This is a genomic window from Actinomycetota bacterium (genome assembly GCA_005888325.1).
In the GTDB taxonomy this organism is placed as follows: Bacteria; Actinomycetota; Acidimicrobiia; order Acidimicrobiales; family AC-14; genus AC-14.
The window spans coordinates 1-18,255 of the sequence record VAWU01000013.1 but is presented as its reverse complement, the minus strand read 5'-3'; the positions used below and the strand labels follow the sequence as shown (position 1 = coordinate 18,255).

The 18,255-nt window shown below is 70.3% G+C and carries 21 protein-coding genes; 9 read left to right on the top strand and 12 right to left on the bottom strand.

What is annotated here, in order from left to right; translation table 11 throughout:
- Positions 1 to 27: 27 nt before the first annotated feature.
- The gene (locus E6G06_02230) at positions 28 to 1,221 is read left to right on the top strand and encodes a hypothetical protein (GenBank protein TML93322.1); all 1,194 of its coding nucleotides are present in this window, start codon (positions 28 to 30) and stop codon (positions 1,219 to 1,221) included.
- Here the strand turns inward: E6G06_02230 and E6G06_02225 are convergent.
- Complete coding sequence (locus tag E6G06_02225; GenBank protein TML93321.1) at positions 1,195 to 2,721, bottom strand: flotillin family protein; 1,527 nt, start codon at positions 2,719 to 2,721, stop codon at positions 1,195 to 1,197. The genes E6G06_02230 and E6G06_02225 overlap by 27 nt on opposite strands.
- A 27-nt stretch (positions 2,722 to 2,748) precedes the next feature.
- On the bottom strand, positions 2,749 to 2,943 hold the full coding sequence (locus E6G06_02220) for a hypothetical protein (GenBank protein TML93448.1): 195 nt from the start codon (positions 2,941 to 2,943) through the stop codon (positions 2,749 to 2,751).
- 121 nt (positions 2,944 to 3,064) lie between these two features.
- On the opposite strand from E6G06_02220, the gene E6G06_02215 reads away from it, so the two are divergent.
- From E6G06_02215 to E6G06_02195, 5 genes are all read left to right on the top strand, one after another.
- Positions 3,065 to 3,445 carry a hypothetical protein gene (locus tag E6G06_02215; GenBank protein ID TML93320.1) on the top strand — a complete coding sequence of 127 codons (381 nt, stop codon included), beginning with the start codon at positions 3,065 to 3,067 and terminating at the stop codon, positions 3,443 to 3,445.
- A complete protein-coding gene (locus E6G06_02210) occupies positions 3,442 to 4,419 on the top strand; it encodes a hypothetical protein (GenBank protein TML93319.1) in 978 nt (325 codons plus the stop codon). The genes E6G06_02215 and E6G06_02210 overlap by 4 nt, the downstream gene beginning before the upstream one ends.
- Positions 4,420 to 4,781: 362 nt before the next feature.
- Complete coding sequence (locus tag E6G06_02205) at positions 4,782 to 4,991, top strand: CsbD family protein (protein TML93318.1); 210 nt, start codon at positions 4,782 to 4,784, stop codon at positions 4,989 to 4,991.
- 24 nt (positions 4,992 to 5,015) lie between these two features.
- Complete coding sequence (locus E6G06_02200; GenBank protein ID TML93317.1) at positions 5,016 to 6,134, top strand: DNA topoisomerase IB; 1,119 nt, start codon at positions 5,016 to 5,018, stop codon at positions 6,132 to 6,134.
- On the top strand, positions 6,131 to 6,472 hold the full coding sequence (locus E6G06_02195; protein TML93316.1) for a hypothetical protein: 342 nt from the start codon (positions 6,131 to 6,133) through the stop codon (positions 6,470 to 6,472). Before E6G06_02200 ends, E6G06_02195 begins: the two co-directional genes overlap by 4 nt.
- 1 nt (position 6,473) lies before the next feature.
- Here E6G06_02195 and E6G06_02190 read toward each other — a convergent pair whose 3' ends face one another.
- From E6G06_02190 to serS, 5 genes are all read right to left on the bottom strand, one after another.
- Complete coding sequence (locus tag E6G06_02190; protein TML93315.1) at positions 6,474 to 7,082, bottom strand: DUF3052 family protein; 609 nt, start codon at positions 7,080 to 7,082, stop codon at positions 6,474 to 6,476.
- Between the two features lie 47 nt (positions 7,083 to 7,129).
- Positions 7,130 to 8,377 carry a hypothetical protein gene (locus E6G06_02185; GenBank protein ID TML93314.1) on the bottom strand — a complete coding sequence of 416 codons (1,248 nt, stop codon included), beginning with the start codon at positions 8,375 to 8,377 and terminating at the stop codon, positions 7,130 to 7,132.
- 5 nt (positions 8,378 to 8,382) lie between these two features.
- Complete coding sequence (locus E6G06_02180; GenBank protein ID TML93313.1) at positions 8,383 to 8,784, bottom strand: succinate dehydrogenase; 402 nt, start codon at positions 8,782 to 8,784, stop codon at positions 8,383 to 8,385.
- Entirely contained in the window at positions 8,784 to 9,260 is a 477-nt protein-coding gene (sdhC, locus tag E6G06_02175) for a succinate dehydrogenase, cytochrome b556 subunit (protein TML93312.1), read from the bottom strand. The genes E6G06_02180 and sdhC overlap by 1 nt, the downstream gene beginning before the upstream one ends.
- Before the next feature lie 113 nt (positions 9,261 to 9,373).
- Positions 9,374 to 10,672, bottom strand: a complete 1,299-nt coding sequence (serS, locus tag E6G06_02170; GenBank protein TML93311.1) for a serine--tRNA ligase — start codon at positions 10,670 to 10,672, stop codon at positions 9,374 to 9,376.
- Between serS and E6G06_02165 the strand changes: the two genes are divergently transcribed.
- A complete protein-coding gene (locus E6G06_02165) occupies positions 10,671 to 11,603 on the top strand; it encodes an ABC transporter ATP-binding protein (protein ID TML93447.1) in 933 nt (310 codons plus the stop codon). The two genes, serS and E6G06_02165, sit on opposite strands and share 2 nt — an antisense overlap.
- Positions 11,603 to 12,325: an ABC transporter permease gene (locus E6G06_02160; protein TML93310.1), complete on the top strand. Its 723-nt coding sequence runs from the start codon at positions 11,603 to 11,605 to the stop codon at positions 12,323 to 12,325. Before E6G06_02165 ends, E6G06_02160 begins: the two co-directional genes overlap by 1 nt.
- Before the next feature lie 4 nt (positions 12,326 to 12,329).
- Here E6G06_02160 and E6G06_02155 read toward each other — a convergent pair whose 3' ends face one another.
- The 5 genes from E6G06_02155 to coxB all read right to left on the bottom strand — a co-directional run bounded on the left by E6G06_02155 (position 12,330) and on the right by coxB (position 17,427).
- On the bottom strand, positions 12,330 to 13,241 hold the full coding sequence (locus tag E6G06_02155) for a cytochrome c oxidase assembly protein (protein TML93309.1): 912 nt from the start codon (positions 13,239 to 13,241) through the stop codon (positions 12,330 to 12,332).
- Between the two features lie 34 nt (positions 13,242 to 13,275).
- A complete protein-coding gene (locus E6G06_02150) occupies positions 13,276 to 13,593 on the bottom strand; it encodes a cytochrome C oxidase subunit IV (GenBank protein ID TML93308.1) in 318 nt (105 codons plus the stop codon).
- A gap of 14 nt (positions 13,594 to 13,607) precedes the next feature.
- Complete coding sequence (locus E6G06_02145) at positions 13,608 to 14,138, bottom strand: heme-copper oxidase subunit III (GenBank protein TML93446.1); 531 nt, start codon at positions 14,136 to 14,138, stop codon at positions 13,608 to 13,610.
- 101 nt (positions 14,139 to 14,239) lie between these two features.
- A complete protein-coding gene (ctaD, locus tag E6G06_02140) occupies positions 14,240 to 16,171 on the bottom strand; it encodes a cytochrome c oxidase subunit I (protein TML93445.1) in 1,932 nt (643 codons plus the stop codon).
- A 68-nt stretch (positions 16,172 to 16,239) separates the two neighbouring features.
- Complete coding sequence (gene coxB, locus E6G06_02135) at positions 16,240 to 17,427, bottom strand: cytochrome c oxidase subunit II (protein TML93307.1); 1,188 nt, start codon at positions 17,425 to 17,427, stop codon at positions 16,240 to 16,242.
- Between the two features lie 213 nt (positions 17,428 to 17,640).
- Here coxB and E6G06_02130 point away from each other — a divergent pair, with 213 nt between their 5' ends.
- The gene (locus E6G06_02130) at positions 17,641 to 17,892 is read left to right on the top strand and encodes a hypothetical protein (GenBank protein TML93306.1); all 252 of its coding nucleotides are present in this window, start codon (positions 17,641 to 17,643) and stop codon (positions 17,890 to 17,892) included.
- Positions 17,893 to 18,255 lie beyond the last annotated feature (363 nt).

Sequence of the window (18,255 nt, the reverse complement as noted above, 5' to 3'; positions counted from 1 at the left end):
TCCCGGGAACCCGTGAAGGAACAGTCGATGTGCGACACGTTGTGTGCCGTCGGAAGCGAGCGCACCCTGTTCGCCAAGAACTCCGACCGGCCGGTGGCCGAGGTGCAACTCGTCGAGTCCTTCGCCTCCCGACGCGGCGGCGGTCGCCTGAGGACGCAGTACATCGAGATCGACGACGCGGGCGCGTTCGCCCTGCTCGGCTGCCGCCCCGAATGGCTCTGGGGGCTCGAGACCGGCGTCAACGAGCACCGGGTGGCGATCGGCAACGAGAAGGTCTTCACTGTCGACGACCCGTACAAGGTCGAGCCTGCGTTGCTCGGCATGGACCTGGTGCGGCTGGGGCTGGAACGGGGCCGCACCGCCAACGAGGCGCTTGACGTCATGACCGATCTGCTCGCGCGCCACGGTCAGGGCGGCGTCGGCGACCGGACGCACGACGAGCCCTACTTCTCCTCCTTCCTCGTCGCCGACCCCGGGCGGGCGTGGGTGCTCGAGACGAGCGGGCGCACCTGGGCGGCCCGGCCGGTCGACCGGACCGCGGCTATCTCCAACCGCCTCACGTTGGGTGCGGACTGGACGCGCGCGTCCGACGACGTCCCGGCAGGAACCGACTTCGACACCTACCGCCTGGCGCGCGCGCCGACCGGCCATGCCGACGCGCGGCTCGCCGCGAGCCGGGCCTGCCTCGCGGCCGGGTCGGACGCGCTGACGCCGCGGATACTCGCGGCGCAGATGCGTCATCACGGTGAACGCCCGTGGGCGCCTCCCGGCGGTGACCCGACACCCGTCAGCGCTCCACCCGCGGCGTCCATGCCCGACGGCACCGGCGTGACCGTCTGCATGCACGTACGCGGCTACCAAGCCACCGCCTCGTCGCTGATCGCGGAGCTGCCGTCCGACACGGGTCGGTCCGTGCGTGCGTGGGTCGCGCCGGGAAGCCCGTGCGTGAGCGTCTACGTGCCGGTCTTCCCGCCCGACGGTGTGCCGCGTGAGCTCGGCGACGCGGGCGTGTGGAAGCGCTTCCTGACGCTGCGCGAGCGCGTGGAGGCCGACGTCGACACCGCCGCCGCGCTGCCCGAGATACGTGCCGCGTTCGGGCCCGTCGAGGCCGAGCTGTGGGACGCGGCCGACGAGGCCGCCGGCGACCCGGACGCGCAGGCCGCGTTCACGGCGGCGTGCTGGCGCCCGGTGGCCTCAGCCCTCGACCGCTTGCGCGCCTGACCCGGGCTCCGCGGGCGAGCCTCCGGCTCGGGCCCCTCCCGCGCCGGGCCCACCGTTGCCACCGGCCAGGAGATTGCGCGCCAGCTGGAGCCCCGCCACCCCCTGGCTGAGCGCCTGCGCGAGCGCCTCGGACAGGCCTTGGGCTCCGTTCAGCACGATCATCTGGTCGATCTGACCGAACGGCTTGGCGGCCGCCTCGACGATCGCGGGCCAGTTCTCGGCGAGCTGCTGGCCGATGACGGCGTCCTGGTTCTCGGCCAGCGCGTCGGCCCGCGCCTTGATCGCCTCGGCCTCGGCCATGCCCTTGGCCCGCACCGCCTCGCCCTCCGCCAACCCCTTGGCCTGGGTGGCCGCCGCCTCCGCCTCACCGATGGCCTTCACCGACTCGGCCTGGGCCGACGCGTTGAGGCGCACGTGCTCGGCTTCGGCCGCCGCGGCCAGACGGACGCGCTCGGCATCGGCCACCGCCGCCAGCTTCACCCGCTGGGCGTTGGCTGCCGCGGCCAGCTCGACCTCCTGGCGCTCGGCCTCGGCGCCAGAGATGCGGGCGTCGCGCTCGGCCCGGGCGAGGGTCACCTGCTCGTACGCCTTGGCGTCGGCGGGCTTGCGCACGGTCGCCTGCAGGCTCTGCTCCTCCCGCTGGGCCTCGAGCTCCGCGACCTTCGTCTGCTGGACGACCACCTCTTGGTGCGCGGTCGCCTCGGTCAATGGGCCCGCCTGCTTGGCCTGCGCCGAGGCGCGGTCGATCTCGGCCTGGAACCCGGCCTGCTTGATCGACGCGCCGCGCACCGCCTGCGCTTTCAGCGCGTTCGCCTGCTGTTCCTGCTCGGTTGCTTCGCGATCCGCGTGCGCCTCGTTGATGCGGGCCTGGCTGGCCACCGCGGCGGCATGGGGCCGGCCCAGGTTGGTGATGTAGCCCGTGGGATCGTCGATCTCCTGGATCTGCAGCGAGTCGACGATGAGGCCGAGCTTCTCCATCTCGATGCCGGACGACTGTCGGGTCAACGCGGTGAGCTTCTCGCGGTCGCGGATCATCTCCTCCACCGTCATGTTGCCGACGATCGCCCGCAGGTGGCCGGCGAAGACGTTGTGGACGCGCTGGTCCATCTGGTTCTGCTGGTCGAGGAATCGACGGGCCGAGTTGGCGATCGAGGTGAAGTCGTCGCCCACCTTGAAGATCACCACGCCCCGAATGCCGAGCGGGATGCCCTGGTGGGTGACGCAGTCGATGCTCAGCTCGGACTCGCGCAGGTCGAGCGAGAGCCGTCGGACCTGCTGGATGCCCGGGATGACGAGCGTTCCCCTGCCGGTGACGATCTTGAAGCCGAGGCTCTCACCCGCACCCTGGGGCGAGCCGTGCTCGCGGAGGCCCGAGATGATGAGCGCCTCGTTCGGCTCGGCCACCCGCCACATCAGGCGGAAGACGATGAGAAACAGAAGAATCGCAGCTGCCGCGAGCGCCAGGCCGATCTCCCAACCGGTCACTCTTGCGAGGACCATGTGTCCCTCCTCCTTCGCGTCGACCCCCTACATGGGGGTGACGACCACCGTGCGCGGAGCGAAGTACTCCACCACGACGACGCGCTTGCCGTTGGCAATGGTGTCGTCGGGGTCGGCGGCGTACGCGTGGAACGCCTCGCTTCCGCCCCGAACAGGCACCATCACCTCGCCGAGCCGGCCCGGGCTGATGGTGCCGGTGACACGGCCCACCTTCCCGACCATTGCGTGATCGACCATGACGCTCCTGCGCACCCGAGCCAGTTGCTCGCTGCGTCCACGGTAATGCTCCGGCACTTTCATCGGCGACGCAGTCTCGCCGCGACTGCCGTTTAGGCTCTCCCGCGTGCGGTTCGGCGCCTTCCTCGTGCTCGTCGTGCTGGTCGCCGGTGCCTGCGCGGCAGGCAAGTCCGCTGCCGACGACGCCTATGCACGCGCGCTCGCCGGGCTGTGCGTCGCGCGTGGCCAAGCCGCCCGCACCCCGGCGCGCGTGCGCACCACGTTCTTCGACCGCTCCCACGGCACCCTCCATGTGCTGGCGCGGGCGCTGGAGAACGTCGACCGGCGCTCGACGGCGCGAGTGCTCGAGGCGATGTTCCGGGTCGAGGCCGACCTCGCCTTCGACCACCCGCCTGCTTCGCTCCCCGCCGACCTCGACACGCTCATCGCCGCCGCCCGCGCCGGGCTGCGCCGGCTCGACCACGCCGCGCCGGGCTGCGCGTCGTGACGCGCCGCGTCGCCGCGTGCCTCCTAGTCGCCGGTTTGGGCGCAGCCGCGTGTGGTGGTGGTGGCAACAGCAGCAGCGGCGCCGGCGCGGCCGCGTCCAAGGGCCTGGCCGCGGAGGTGGCGAGCTTCGACCTCGCGGTCGGACCCGCGGCCCGCTTCATCGTCGGCCTGCTCACCAACGACCAGGAGTTCGTGAGCTACGGCTCCGTCCACCTTCGCTTCACCTACGAGGGCAGAGGCGAGAAGGGGGCGCGGTCGCGGCCCGGGCCCGAGGCGACGGCGCCGTTCATCAGCCTGCCGGGTAGCCCGGCGGCCGGGTCGCGTCCGGGCCCGGCGCCCCTGCCCGGCTCTGTCGGGAAGGGTGTCTACGGCGCCCAGGTGGCGTTCGACCGGGCCGGGTTCTGGAAGGTCCACGTCACCGCCCGCCTCGTCGGTGAGGCGAAGCCCCGCACCGCGACCGCGGCGTTCCCGGTGCGCGACAAGCACGCGATCCCGGCGCCGGGCGATCCGGCCCTGCCGAGCGAGAACCTGACCGTGCGGTCCCCGAACGTGCCGACGAAGGCCCTCGACTCCCGAGCCGACGGGGCCGCCATACCCGACCCCGAGCTCCACCAGACCACGATCGCCCGGGCCCTCGCGCTGCACCGACCCGCGGTCGTGGTGTTCGCCACGCCCGTGTACTGCACGAGCCGCTTCTGCGGTCCGGTCACCGACATGGTGCAGGAGCTCGCGCGCGCCTACGCCGACCGGGCCAGCTTCGTCCACGTCGAGATCTGGCAGGACTTCGAGAAGCAGGTGCTGACGAAGGCGGCGGCCGAGTGGCTCCTTCGCAACAACGACCTCAACGAGCCCTGGGTGTTCGTCATCGGTGCCGACGGCAGGATCACGGCCCGCTTCGACAACGTCGTCACCCGCGACGAGGTCGAGCCCCTGCTGCGCGCCCTTCCCGTGATCGGGCCCGAGCCCGCGCCCTGACCGACCACGAACCGGGACCCGCGGTGCCGCGCCGTGGGCGATGGCGCGCGGCGGTTTCGGCACTCGGCGCGCTCGACGTCGTTGCCCGCGGAGTCGCGTACACTTCGCGTCCGCAACCTTGATTCGACAGGAGAGGATCTCCACCGCGCCACCGCCGCCGGGTCCCCACCCCCCTCCAGGTGGCGGTGGCGCGATGCGGGTGCTCCGCCGGCCCTCGATCCCTCAGAGAGCGTGGTCTGGGCCGCGACGACTCGAATCCGCGATGACGCCCCCCCGGCGGACGACAGGTCCAGTTTCCCCGCGCGGACCATCGGGTACGCGCGCTCGAACGCATCGAACGCAGAGGAAAAGGAGCGAACGACATGGGTGTTTTCGAAGAGGCGAAGGGCAAGGTCAAGGAGGCGGTCGGAGACGTGACCGACAACCCCGACCTGCGACGCGAGGGCAAGGCCCAGAAGGACAAGGGCGAGGCCCAGCGGAAGGCGACCGAGGCCCGCGCCGAGGCCAAGAAGCACGAGGCCACGGCCAAGGCGGACGAGGTCGAGCAGGAAGTGGCCGAGCGGGCCAAGTAGGCAGGTCCCGCAGGCAGCAGCACGATGGGCCCCGGCCCACGGGCCGGGGCCCGTCCACGCCCGGGCGGTTGGCCCGGTGCGGAGGCGGGAAGGGGTGAGCGCGTGCCACGGCTCCGACGCGTCGACTGCTCCGGCCCCGGGATCGCCAGGCGGCGTGCGGGCAGAGGGTTCGTCTACCTCGACGAGAACGGCAAGCGGATCGCCGATCCCGGTGTGCTCGATCGGATCCGCGCGCTTGCCATCCCTCCGGCTTGGACCGACGTCTGGATCTGTCCCCTCCCCGGCGGGCACATTCAGGCCACCGGCACCGACGCGAGGGGGCGCCGCCAGTACCGCTACCACGACATCTGGCGCGCGCATCGCGACCGCGAGAAGTTCGACCACATGCTCGAGTTCGCGCGGCTGCTCCCAGACCTGCGCGCCACGTGCATGCACAACCTGTCGCAGCGGGGCCTCACCCGCGACCGCGTGCTCTCGTGCGCGGTACGGCTGCTCGACCTCGGGTTCTTCCGCATCGGCACCGAGGGCTACGCGGAGCAGAACCAGACGTTTGGCTTGGCCACGATGCGCAAGCGCCACGTCGAGGTGTCGCGCAACGTCGTGACGTTCGACTACAAGGCCAAGAACGGCAAGCGCCGCATCCAGTCGATCGTGGATCCGCAAGTCGTCTCGGTCGTGACCGCGTTGAAGCGCCGTACCGGCGGGGGACACGAGCTGCTCGCATACCGGCGGGGCCGCCTGTGGGTCGACGTGAGATCGGCCGACATCAACGCGTTCATCCGGGAGCTGAGCGGCGCGGAGCTCACTGCCAAGGACTTCCGCACGTGGAACGCCACCGTGCTCGCGGCGGTGGCGCTGGCGGTGTCCGAGCGGGCGACATCGGCCACCGGCCGCACGCGGGCCGTCGCCCGGGCCATGCAGGAGGTCGCCCACTATCTCGGCAACACGCCCGCGGTGTCGCGCTCGTCGTACGTCGACCCCCGGGTCGTCGACCGCTATCGGTCGGGCCTCACGATCGCCGCGGCGCTCGAGGGGATCGGCGAGGATGTCGAGATGGGCCAGCCTTCCACCCAGGGCGCGATCGAACGCGCCGTGCTCGCGCTGCTCACCGATGACGACGTCGAGCTCCCCGTCGCGGCATGAGCGAGCCGAGCGAGCCGAGCGACGACGTGACCGACGGCTGCACGATCGCGGAGGCGATGCACCGGCTCGAGACGGAAGGGTACGCCGGTCAGTTCGCGGCCCGGCCCGACGGGACGCTGCTCTGCTTCACCTGCCGGCGGGAGAGCCCGGCCGTCGAGGTGCGGCTCCACCGGCTCCTGCGCACCGAGGGCGCGTCCGACGCGGCCGACGAGACCGCGGTCGTGGCGCTGACCTGCCCCCGGTGCGGGACGCGCGGCACCGTCGTGCTCACCTACGGACCGGAAGCCTCCGCCGACGACGCCGAGGTGCTCCGACTCCTCGTGGACAGCCGGGCATGACTCAACGGCGGGCCTTGGGGATCACGAACTTGAGCGCGGTATGGGTGTCGGAGAAGCGGGCGACCTTGACGTCGACGAATCCCGCGGCCTTGCCCGCCTCGATGACGTCGCCCTCACTCGGATCCTTGCGGCCCTTGGGATAGACGACCCAGATCGCACCGTCGCGCGCCATCGACGTCTCGAGCCTCGCGAGGCGGTCGAGGTCGCGGGGCCGGTGCACTCCGAGCAGGACGACGTCGGTCCCCTTGCGCAGCCTGCCGCGCCCGACGTCGGCCCCGCGCTCCTCGAGCGTCTTCGCGAACCGCGCGTCGTCGAGACCCAGGAGCGTCACCCGATGGCCCGGCTTCACACCCAGCTTGTCGGCGAGCGTCGGCGGGTGGGTGATCCGCTCGGCCCAACGCGCGGCCACCGGCCCCAGCTCGAAGGTGGCGGTACCGCTCTTGTGGCGGACGACGAGACGGCCGTCAGCGGCGGTCGCCTTCGTGATGTCGCCCAACGGGATGCGCATGCGCTCGGCGCCGCGGAAGAGGAGCTCGTCGGTCTCGAGCATCGCCTTCCCGACGACCGTGTGACCGTCGACGTGCGCCGAACATTGCACCTCCTGGCCCATGCCCGACAGTCTGCACGCGCGGATCGGCCCCGAGCGGGGCCGCGGGGTCAGCCGAGCGCGTTGGCGAGGCGGCCGGCGGTGGCCTCGTCACCGGCCAGCACCAGCGCGACGTCGCGGCCGACGCGGTGGACGCGACCTGCGCCGCCCTTTCCCGAGAAGAATCCGTCCGCGTCCGGTGGGCGACCCCCGGCCCACGACGGAGCCCACCGCATCAGGCCGGTCGTGAGGCGACCGGCGCCCGCCTCGTCGTCGGCCGCCCAGCGTTCGACCAGGCCCGGCACCGTGCCACACCGAACGAAGCTGAACGCGTCGCCCGCCCAGCTGTCGGCGGCGCGGTCCGCGTCACGCTCGCTCAGGTACCGGGCCAGCACCTCCTGCATGTCGAACTCACCGAGGCTCCCGGACCTCAGCGGCGTGCACCCGGCGGCGGTGGCCACGTCGGGCAGCGCCGGCGCGTGCCACTCCTGGCCCTCCGTGTACCGCTCGGGGTGGAGGATCTCCTCGGTCGAGGTCGGGGGTCGGCGCCAGGCGGCGTCGACGCCGGCGAAGCTGCGCGTCGTGCGGTACCGCTCGAAGGTGAAGTCGAGGCCTTTCGTGTACGGGAAGGTGAGCGATGCCCGCAGGTACGCGGGCGTGTCGTCCGGGCCCGAGCCGCTCAGCTCGGCGCCGAGCGAGCCCTGCGCCTTGTCGCTCAGATAGCGCTGCGCCCACAGGCTCTGGAGTAGGACGGCGTCGCCCTCGATCAACGCGGTGTACGCGAACAGCTCCTCGGCGCGGTCGCTCTCCTCGAGGGCGCGCGTCGTGGCACCGAAGTCGAAGTGCTGGTCGGTCAGCGCGTGGTCGAGCTCGTGGGCCACGGTGACCTCGGTATCGGGGGTGAGCTTGCCGTTGGTCTCCCCTGCGATGAACAGCTGCTTCGTCTGAGGGTCGTAGAAGCCGACGACCTCGGCCGCGACGAGCTTGTCGACTGCTGCCTGCAAGGCGAGATCCTGGGGAATGAGCTTCAGCAGCTTGAGGATCGCCTCGTCGGACGCCTCGCGCTCGGGCCGCGCATCGCGCGCGTCCGCCTGCTTCAGCCGCCGGCGCAGCTCAGCCCGCGAGACGATGCGAACCGCGAGCGGCGCCTTCCATTTCAGGCCGCGCACGCGGGCGACCTGCACGCGGATCCGCTCGATCGTCTCCCGCTCCTTGGCACGCCGCTCCGCGGGAGTCTCGCGCCTGGCCTTGCCGCACCCACCGAGTCCCGAGGTGACGACGACGAAGACGACCGTCGCGGCCAGCGGCGCCCGCTTCACACCCGCTAGGAGGAGAACGTGAAGATGGTGAGCGTGCCGAACGCGAAGAGGCCGAAGCTCAAGGTGTACAGCACGGCCTTGACCGCCACTCGGCGCGTGGGCACGCGCACGTAGTCGTCGATTACCGTCCGTAGGCCGTTGAGGCCGTGGAGAAGGGCGAGCGCGAGGAGGGCCCAGTCGAAGACCTGCCACAGCGGGTTCGACCACCGCTTCCCGACGAAGTCGATGTTCGTTTTGGTGACGTCGTTGGTGATGTGGGTGATGGCGAAGTGCGTCAGCGCGAGGAAGATGAGCGCCAGCCCGCTGACCCGCATGAAGAACCACGACCACGTCTCGAAGTTCTGGCGGGGCCGGCGGTCGCCGCCGGCGCGGGGGCGACCGACGCGGTCGGGTGTACGGATCGCCATCAGTTGAGGAAGAACGGCTTGACGATGATCCACGCGCCGGGGATTCCGGCTGCGAGGGTGAGGAACACCACGCCGGAGAGCAGCAGCCGCTGATTGCGCACGCCGTCGGGGAAGAAGTCGAGGAGCACGATGCGCAGGCCGTTGAGGGAGTGGAACAGCAGCGCGAAGAGCAGGCCCACCTCGAACAGACGCAGCAGGATGTTGCCGTAGAGCTCGTGCACCTCGTTGTAGGTCGCGGGCCAGCGCACGAGCGACACGTCGACGATGTGCAAAAGCAGGAAGAAGAAGACGAGGAACCCGCTGACGCGGTGCCCCACGAACGCCCACTGCCCCGACTTCCCTTTGTAGACCTTGCTGCTCGGGCTCACCCCGGCTCGCTCCTCGCCGCCTGCGGCTCCGACCCGGGCTCGCCGGCGGGGCGGCGGTACCAGCGGTCGCCCCACATCGTCGAGGAAGCGACGTAGAGCGCGAAGCAGGTGATGAGAACGGTGATCGCGCCGAGGGCGATGGCGAAGATGGTCTGCGCCGTGCTCACGGCGAGGACGTTAGCCAACGCCCGGTCGTTCAGCGCAAACCGTCAGCCGAACCATCAGCCCGAACCATCGGGCGCCGCGATCACCTCGAGGCCGCGCATGTACGGCCGGAGCGCCTCGGGCACCTCGATCGAGCCATCGGGCCGGCGGCAGGTCTCGACCAGCGCCGCCCACACGCGCGGCACGGCCAGCGCGGACCCGTTCAGCGTGTGCACGAAGCTCGTGCCGCCCCCCGACGCGGGGCGGTAGCGCACGTTGGCCCGGCGCGCCTGGTAGTCGGTGAACCACGACACCGAGGACGCCTCGAGCCACATGTCGCAACCCGGGGCGTAGACCTCGAGGTCGAACGTGCGCGCGGACGAGACCCCGAGATCGCCCGCGCACAGGTCGAGCACCCGGTACGCCAACCCGAGGGCCCGCAGCGTGCCCTCGGCGCGCGCGAGCAGCTCGGCGTGCACCTCCGCCGACTGCTCGGCGGTCGCGTACGCGAGCAGCTCCACCTTGTCGAACTCGTGGACACGCAGCACGCCGCGTGTGTCGCGGCCCGCGGAGCCCGCCTCGCGCCGGAAGCAGCTGGTGTGCGCCATGAGCCGCATGGGCAGGTCGGCCTCGTCGAGCACCTCGTCGCGGGCGAGCGACGTGAGCGGTACCTCCGCGGTCGGAATCGCCCAGAGGTCGTCGCGCTCGACGTGGTAGGCGTCGTCCGCGAACTTGGGCAAGTGCCCGGTCGACACCATCGTGTCGGTGCGCACCAGCGTGGGCGGGCGCACCTCCTCGAACGCATCCGCGTTGCGGTCGAGGGCGAGCTGGCACAGGGCGCGCACGAGCACGGCGCCCGCGCCGCGGAACATCGGGAACATCGAACCCGACAACTTCGCCCCCCGCTCGAGGTCGAGGATGCCGAGCGCGGCGCCGATGTCCCAATGGGGCACGCGTTGTTGATCGGTGTAACGGCTCGCGTCGTAACCCTCGACGCGCAGCACCACGTTGTCGGCCGGTGAGGTGCCGTCGGGGCTGCCCGCGGCGGGCAGGTTGGCCACCGTGAGCAGCAGACCGCGCAGCTCGCCGCCCAACGCGTCGGCCTCGGCCGTCAGCTTCTTCTCCTCCTCGCCCAACGCCCGGCTCTCGTGCACGGCCTGCTCGGCCCGCGCGTCGTCGCCCTCACGGCGGGCCGTGCGCACCTCGACCGACAGTCGCTTGACCTCCGCGCGCGCGCCGTCGCGCCGGCCGGCCACCTCCCGATGGAGCCGGTCGAGCTCCGCGGCGCGGTCGAGCGCCGACGTGTCGTCGCCCCGCCGGGCCAGCGCGGCCTTCATGGCGTCGAGGTCGGTGCGCAGCCGCCTGGGGTCGAGCATGCCGGGCACGGTACCTTGCGGGCGGATGCCCGCCATCGATGTTTCCGGCCTCGTCGTGCGCTACGGCGACATCACCGCTGTGGCCGACCTTTCGTTCAGCGCAGAGCCCGGCCAGGTGCTCGCGCTGCTCGGGCCGAACGGCGCGGGCAAGACCACGACCGTCGAGACGCTCGAGGGTTACCGGGCCCCGACCGCCGGTGCCGTCCGCGTGCTCGGCCTCGATCCCAGACGCGATCGCGCCACGCTCATGCCGCGGATCGGGGTCATGCTCCAGACCGGTGGCGTGTACCCGGGCATCCGCCCGGTCGAGGTGCTGCGTCTCTTCGCCGAGTTCTTCGACCGGCCCGAGGATCCCGACGAGCTGCTCGAGCGGGTCGGCCTGCGCGCGGTGGCGCGTACGCCGTGGCGACGGCTCTCGGGCGGCGAGCAGCAGCGCCTCTCGCTCGCGCTCGCGCTCATCGGGCGACCGGAGGTGGCGTTCCTCGACGAGCCCACGGCGGGGATCGACGTCGCCGGCCGCCGCGTGGTGCGTGAGGTCATCCGCGACCTGCGCGCGTCCGGCGTGTGCGTGGTGCTCACCACCCACGAGCTGGAGGACGCGGAGCGCCTGGCCGACGACGTCGTCATCATCGACCACGGCCGGCTGGTCGTGCGCGGCACACCCGCCGACCTCATGACCGCGGGCCGCGACGAGATCCACTTCGGCGCCCCACCCGGGCTCGACGTGGGCTCACTCGGTGCGCGCCTCGCGGCGCCGGTCACCGAGGTGGCGGCGGGCGAGTACCTGGTCGACGCGCCGCCTGCGCCGGCGACGGTGGCCACGCTCACCGCGTGGCTCGCGGAGAACGACCTTCCCCTCGCCGACCTGCGCGCCGGTCGCCAGAAGCTGGAGGACGTGTTCCTACGGCTCACGACCCCTTCCCCCGACTGATGCGCGCCGTTCTCGCGCAGACGCGCGTCGAGCTCACCCTCACCTTGCGGCGGGGCGAGTCGGTGCTCCTCGCGCTCGGCATCCCGGTGCTGTTGCTGGTGTTCTTCTCGACCGTCGACGTCGGCTTCATCGAGCACGGTCGCCGGGTCGACTTCGTCGCTCCGGGCGTACTCTCGCTCGCCGTCATGTCCACCGCGATGGTCGGCCTCGGGATCGCAACCGGCTTCGAGCGTCAGTACGGGGTCCTGAAACGCCTGGGCGCGACGCCGCTCGGTCGTCCCGCCCTGCTCGCGGCCAAGACGCTGGCGATCCTCGCAGTCGAGGTGCTGCAGGTCGCGGTGCTCGTCGTCGTCGCCCTCCTGCTCGGGTGGGACCCCGCCGGCTCCGCGCCGAAAGCCGGCCTCGCCATGCTGCTCGCCACCGTCGGCTTCGCGGGTGTCGGACTGCTCATGGCGGGGACGATGCGCGGCGAGCTGGTGCTGGCCGCGGCGAACGGGCTCTACCTCGTGCTCCTCCTGCTGGGGGGCATGGTGATCCCCCTCGCCAAGCTGCCGGCCGTCGCGCGCACGGTCGCCCGCCTGCTGCCCGCGGCTGCGCTCTCCGATGCGCTCCACGACGCGTTCGCCGCCGCCGGCCACGTGCCTGCGCGCGCCTGGGTGGTGCTGGTGGCCTGGGCTGTCGTCGCGCCGCTCGTCGCCGCGCTGACGTTCCGTTGGGAGTGACCGATCAGCCGAGCTGCTTGAGCTCGCGCTCCACGTCGTCCCAGTAGAGCGTCTCGGGAACCTGGGACGCTCGCTCTTTGCGTTCCTCGTCGCCGTACCATCGGAAGAAGATGACCGCGATGATCGTGTAGAGGTAGAAGCCTCCGACGAGCTTCATGATGAGGCCGGCCACCTGCTGGTCGCTCAGCGCGCTCCACCCGTACAGGCGGGGAACGGTCTCGTAGAACGAGTACAGCGGCTTCGACCCGAAGGTGAGGAACGAGGCGGGCACCGTCGGCAGGAGCGTCTGCAGGAACAGGTACAGCATCTGCATCGGGGGCCGCGCACGCGGCACCTCGGGTAGCGGGCTGACGATCACCATCCACATGAGCAGGGCCGAGAGCAGCAGCAGCGCATGGGCCACGAAGTGCAGCGGGTGGTTTCGCAACGTGGCGTTCACCCAGAAGGGCCAGTGGCTCAGCACCAGGATGGCGTTGAACTGGAAGAGGTTGGGGACCGGACGCGCCGCCTGCCGCACGACCCTCAGGAGGCGTCCGGGGAGGAGCCGGCGCGCCAGCCAGGCAGGAGTGCCCAGCAGGAGCAGCGGGGCGGCCACCAGCGTGATGAGCATGTGCTGCACCATGTGCACGCTGTAGAGGTAACCCTCGGCCAGATCGTGCACCGGCCAGTCGGAGGCCACGAAGATGGCACCGAGGCCGGCCACGAAGCAGCCGACCTGGTGCCGCGTGACCACGGGCTCCGCGTCGACAGCGTGCTCCGTGACACCGTCCGCGTCGACATCGTGCTCGTCACGCCGGCGCTGCTCGAGGCGAACGGCCATCGTCCACGCGAACGCCGCGGCCGCGATGATCGCCAGGACGTCGACGTGCGCGTGCCAGGGCGGGAACCGGTCGGTGCGGAGCGCGGTAGCGATCACGCCACGGTCACGGACACGCGGGTCGACGCCACGGCTAGTCCATGACGTGCAGGCTGGTGAGGAGGATGAGGTACACGGCCGCGGCCAAGGCCAGGCCGGTGACGAACAGACGGCGGAAGATCACGCTGTCGAAGCGCAGGTGCATGAACCACAGGGCGACCAGGGTGAACTTGGTGAAGGCCATCGCGCAGAGCAGCCCGATCATCAGCGGGTTGGGGAGCGACTTGATGTAGTAGACGCCCACCTCACCCGCGGTGATCGCGGCCAGCACCATCGCGACGGCGACGTACTGCTGGTCGGTCGGATGATCGTGGCGGTGGTCACGTTGCTCGTGTGTGTCGGTGGCCGTCATCCGCGCAGGCTCTCCTAGCTGGGGATCAGGTAGATGAGGGTGAAGATCACGATCCAGACCACGTCGACGAAGTGCCAGTAGAGGCCGACCAGCTCGACAGTCTCGGCCCGTTCCTTCGGCAGGCGCCCGCGAGCCGACAGCCCGAACAGCGACAGCAGCATGAGCACGCCGACGGTGACGTGCGCACCGTGGAATCCGGTGAGCACGAAGAAGCTCGAGCCGAACAGATTGGTCTGGAGCTTCAGGCCTTCGCTGTAGAACTTGGTGAACTCGTACACCTGTCCGCCGACGAACACCGACCCGAGCAGCGCGGTCGTCAGCAGCCACGTCCGTGCCCGGTGGTGGTCGTCGCGCTGGATCGCCGCCAGCGCCAGGACCATGGTGAGCGAGCTCATGAGGAGCACGAACGAGCTCACCGACGTGTAGGGGATGTCGTAGACGTCCTTGGGCGTCGGCGTGCCCGGGAGGCTGCGGCCCCGGTACAGCAGATAGGTGGAGATCAGCGCGCCGAAGAGGAGGCACTCCGAGCCGAGAAAGGCCCACATCGCCACCTTCGCGTTGCTGAGCCCGGTGGAGGTCTCATGGGCCTCGTCGCCGTGGCCCGCGGAGGGGCCGGTGGTCACAGGTGTGGTGGTGACCGACGCCATCAGCCGCCCCCCTGCGCGAGGGCAGGCACGGGCTGCCCGTCGTCGCCCGGCCCGAGCGCAGGCGGCTCGACCGCGTCGTCGTCGTCCTCGGGTGGCGCGGTCTGGGGCTCGAGGGCCCATGCGTAGATGGCGCCGATCAACCAGAACGCCCCGAGGATCGACACCGCCCAGACCCGGTAGATGAGCCCGTAGCAGATGACGGGAAACGCGAGCGAGGCGACGAGCGGCCAGTACGAGGGTGATGGCATGTGGATGTGCTTGCCTTCACCGTCGTCGAGGCTCTCGACCACCGGATAGTCGAGCTCGCGACGCACCGGCCGGCCCTCGCCGTCCTCGCCGTACTTGCGATGCCACAGCTCGTCGCGCGCCGCGACGACCGGAACGCTGGCGAAGTTGTACGAGGGCGGGGGCGACGGGATGCTCCACTCGAGCGTGCGCGCGTCCCACGGGTCGGCGCCGACGTCCTGCTCGGTGCGCCGTGTCTTCCGCACGTTGATGAGGAAGACGAGGATCGACAGGGCGATGGTCAACGAGCCGATCGTCGAGACAAAGTTCCAGAAGTCCCACCCCCGGTTGGCCGGGTAGGTGTAGATGCGCCGGGGCATGCCCTGCAGGCCGAGCACGTGCATCGGCCCGAACGTGAGGTTGAACCCGATGAGCATCAGCACGAAGTGCAGCTTGCCCAAGCGCTCGTCGAGCAACTTGTTGGTGAACTTCGGGTACCAGTAGTAGACGCCCGCGAAGAGGCCGAAGATCGAGCCCCCGAACAACACGTAATGGAAGTGGGCGACGATGTAGTAGGTGTCGGTCTGTTGGGTATCGGACGGCACGATGGCGTGGGTGACCCCGCTGAGCCCGCCGATCGTGAACATCGCGACGAAGCCGGCCGCGAACAGGAGCGGGGTGGAGATGCGTATTCGCCCACCCCACATGGTGGCGATCCAGTTGAAGATCTTCACGCCCGTCGGCACCGCGATGAACATGGTCGAGAGGCTGAAGGCCGAGACCGCGACCGGGCCCAGGCCGGTGGCGAACATGTGGTGAGCCCACACGCCCCACCCCATGAAGCCGATGGCGATGCCCGAGAACACCATCACCGAGTAGCCGAACAGCGGCTTCCGCGAGAAGACCGGGAGCACCTCGGACACGACACCCATGGCCGGCAGGATGAGGATGTAGACCTCGGGATGGCCGAAGATCCAGAACAGGTGCTGCCACAACAATGGGTCGGCGCCCGCGTTGATGTTGAAGAAGTTGGCGCCGAACAGCCGGTCGAACATGAGCAGGAACAACGCGACGGTGATGACCGGCATGGCGAAGAGCAGCAGCATCTGCGCCACCAGGCTCATCCAGACGAAGATCGGCATGCGCATCAGGCTCATGCCCGGCGCGCGCATGTTGAGGATGGTGACGATCAAGTTCACCGCGCCGCTGAGCGACGCGATGCCGAGGATCTGCAGCCCGAACACCCAGAAGTCGATGTTGTGCCCGGGGCTGTACTGCAGGGCGGTCTGCGGCGCGTAGCCGAACCAACCCCCGTTCGGGGCGCCGCCCAGGAAGAAGCTCGAGTACATGAACAGCCCGCCGACCAGGAACACCCAGTAGCCGAACGCGTTGAGCCGCGGGAATGCAACGTCGCGTGCGCCGATCATCAGCGGCACGAGATAGTTCGCGAAGCCGGCCGACAGCGGCATGACCACCAGGAAGATCATGGTGGTGCCGTGCATCGTGAACAGCTGGTTGTACTGGTCCGCGCTCACGAGAGTCTGGTTGGGCGCACCGAGCTGCAAGCGGAGCACCAGCGCCTCGATGCCGCCGATGAGGAAGAAGATGCCGGCGGTGACTCCGTAGAGGATGCCGATCTTCTTGTGGTCGACGGTCGTCATCCAACCCCAGACGCCCTTCGGGGCGCCGGAGGGTCGGCGCAGCATGCTCCGCCGGGCCGGTGTTGCCTCGGGGAGTGCGAGTGTCGGTTCGGCGACGGTTGCCATGATGGTCCCTACTTGAGCGTCTGGAGGTAGGCGATCAGCTGCGTGATCTCCTGGGGAGCCAGGTTGAGGTTCGGCATGCGAGAGCCGGGCTTCTCGCCCGGCGGGTCGCGGAGCCAGCGGCGCAAACTGTCGGTATTCATCTCGAAGATGCCGCCGGCGAAGGTCTCACGGCTGTACACGTGCGTGAGGTTGGGGCCGACCTTGCCGCGCGAGAGGCCCGTCACCGTGTGACAGCCGCTGCACCCCTTGGCCTCGAACAGGAGTCGGCCCTGACCCGCGGGTGACGCTTCGTCCGGCTTCAGCGGCTCCGGTTGCTTCTGTGCGGCGACCCAGCGCGCGAAGTCCGCGGGCCGTTCGGCGATGACCCGCAGGCGCATGTTGGCGTGGGACAGCCCACAGAACTCCGCGCACTGGCCGAGGTAGGTGCCGGGCTTGTCGGTCTCCAGGGTCAGCTTGTTGACGCGACCGGGGATGTTGTCGGTCTTGCCCGACAGCTTCGGCACCCACCAGCTGTGGATCACGTCGGCGTTCCCGAGCGTGCCGTTCTCGACGATGCGTATCGACCGGCCCGTGGGGATGTGCAGCTCGTTGGCGGTGGTGAACTTCGTGTCGGCGTCGGTGTAACGGTACTCCCACCAGAACTGGTGTCCGACGATCGTGACGTTGAGGGGATGGTCCTTCGGCACGCGGGCCAGCTTGAAGATCGTGGCGACCGAGGGGATGGCGAGCACGAGCAGGATCAGCGCGGGGGCGATGGTCCAGCTCAACTCGAGCCGGGTGTTCCCGTGCACCTGCACGGGCTCCTTCCCGTCGTCACCGTCGCGCCGTCGGAAGCGCACGATGGCGGCGATCACGAGGCCCTGGACGAGCACGAAGACGACCACAGCGACCCAGAACACGAGCTGATAGAGGCCGAGCTCCTCGTTCGCGTTGCGCCCGGCCGGGCGCAGCGTGTCCTGGGGGGCATTGCTGGCGCACCCGACCGCGAGGGCGGCGACGACCAGAAGGAGGAGCAGCACGCGCGCGCCGGAACGGCTGCCGAGGGCCTGCTTCGTCAGTCGCAAGTCGCGTGCGTCCTCATCAACGAAAACCGTGCCTGGTCCTGAGCATGAGCGCCCCCCGGAGGGTCGCCCGGAGGTCGGGCCATGAGCATTGCCGCTCACCCCCACATCGTCCAATTGGGTGGTACGGGGCATCTAGCGCCGTGCTATTGGGGGCCTCAGGCATAGATACGAGGAGCGTCCGGGCCCGAGTTGGACCACCAACATAGGCATGCAGACCCAACACGGAGCGTGAGCTGCGTAGTAGTCTAGGGGGTACCGCATCACGACGGTGTCACCTCGACACCACCGACCTGCCGGGAAGTACTCGGCAAGGTGGTCAGCACCGATGCGGCGGCAGGATCATCCATGGCAACACTTGACGCCGCCGGCCGGAGTCGGCGGTCCCGCCAAGCGGCGCACGTAGCCCACTCACGGCACTCGGGCCAGGAAATGACCGCTGCCGCTCGGGCCGCCAACCTCACCCGGTTTGAGGGCATGCTGCCCGAGGCAGAGCGACAGCGCAGGGCAGGCCACGCCCGGAAGGCGTACTACATCGCCCTGGCGTACAAGTCGGCACAGGTCCGCCGTGAGCGTGCCGCAGCCAAGGCAGCATCGTGAACAGAGCGGAACGGACCAGCCGGGCCAAGTTCCGGAAGGGCCTGCGGGCCGGCGGCTGGGGTCGGAGGCAACTCCCGGACCGACGCAGGCCGCTCTACCTTGAACTAGCCCTTTCCAGCACAACCGGTGAGTCGTGGCGTCTCGTGCAAGGTCGCACCCCCCCTGGCCTGGAACCTGGATCTCGACGAGGCCGCCGGCATGGCCAGGGATTTCATGGTGGCTTCTCAGCAGGCCCGGGCGGAGCAGGAACGCCAGGTCCGGTATGCCCTCGGGTCCGCGCCACCTTACCCACCCCGCCTCACTGGCACAGCCGGCACTCGGCGCCGGCGGGCCAACGTGTTGGCCCTGAACCGCCACGCCCTG

Excerpts from the sequence above, each read along its gene's own strand:
- E6G06_02225 (TML93321.1), bottom strand. The coding sequence starts at position 2,721 with ATGGTCCTCGCAAGAGTGACCGGTTGGGAGATCGGCCTGGCGCTCGCG.
- E6G06_02200 (TML93317.1), top strand. The coding sequence starts at position 5,016 with ATGGGCCCCGGCCCACGGGCCGGGGCCCGTCCACGCCCGGGCGGTTGG.
- E6G06_02190 (TML93315.1), bottom strand. The coding sequence starts at position 7,082 with ATGGGCCAGGAGGTGCAATGTTCGGCGCACGTCGACGGTCACACGGTC.
- E6G06_02130 (TML93306.1), top strand. The coding sequence starts at position 17,641 with ATGGCAACACTTGACGCCGCCGGCCGGAGTCGGCGGTCCCGCCAAGCG.
- E6G06_02165 (TML93447.1), top strand. The coding sequence starts at position 10,671 with ATGCCGGGCACGGTACCTTGCGGGCGGATGCCCGCCATCGATGTTTCC.
- E6G06_02145 (TML93446.1), bottom strand. The coding sequence starts at position 14,138 with ATGTGGGCCTTTCTCGGCTCGGAGTGCCTCCTCTTCGGCGCGCTGATC.
- E6G06_02195 (TML93316.1), top strand. The coding sequence starts at position 6,131 with ATGAGCGAGCCGAGCGAGCCGAGCGACGACGTGACCGACGGCTGCACG.
- E6G06_02180 (TML93313.1), bottom strand. The coding sequence starts at position 8,784 with ATGGCGATCCGTACACCCGACCGCGTCGGTCGCCCCCGCGCCGGCGGC.
- E6G06_02205 (TML93318.1), top strand. The coding sequence starts at position 4,782 with ATGGGTGTTTTCGAAGAGGCGAAGGGCAAGGTCAAGGAGGCGGTCGGA.
- E6G06_02150 (TML93308.1), bottom strand. The coding sequence starts at position 13,593 with ATGACGGCCACCGACACACACGAGCAACGTGACCACCGCCACGATCAT.
- coxB (TML93307.1), bottom strand. The coding sequence starts at position 17,427 with ATGCCCCGTACCACCCAATTGGACGATGTGGGGGTGAGCGGCAATGCT.
- E6G06_02230 (TML93322.1), top strand. The coding sequence starts at position 28 with ATGTGCGACACGTTGTGTGCCGTCGGAAGCGAGCGCACCCTGTTCGCC.
- ctaD (TML93445.1), bottom strand. The coding sequence starts at position 16,171 with ATGCTGCGCCGACCCTCCGGCGCCCCGAAGGGCGTCTGGGGTTGGATG.
- serS (TML93311.1), bottom strand. The coding sequence starts at position 10,672 with ATGCTCGACCCCAGGCGGCTGCGCACCGACCTCGACGCCATGAAGGCC.
- E6G06_02160 (TML93310.1), top strand. The coding sequence starts at position 11,603 with ATGCGCGCCGTTCTCGCGCAGACGCGCGTCGAGCTCACCCTCACCTTG.
- E6G06_02220 (TML93448.1), bottom strand. The coding sequence starts at position 2,943 with ATGGTCGGGAAGGTGGGCCGTGTCACCGGCACCATCAGCCCGGGCCGG.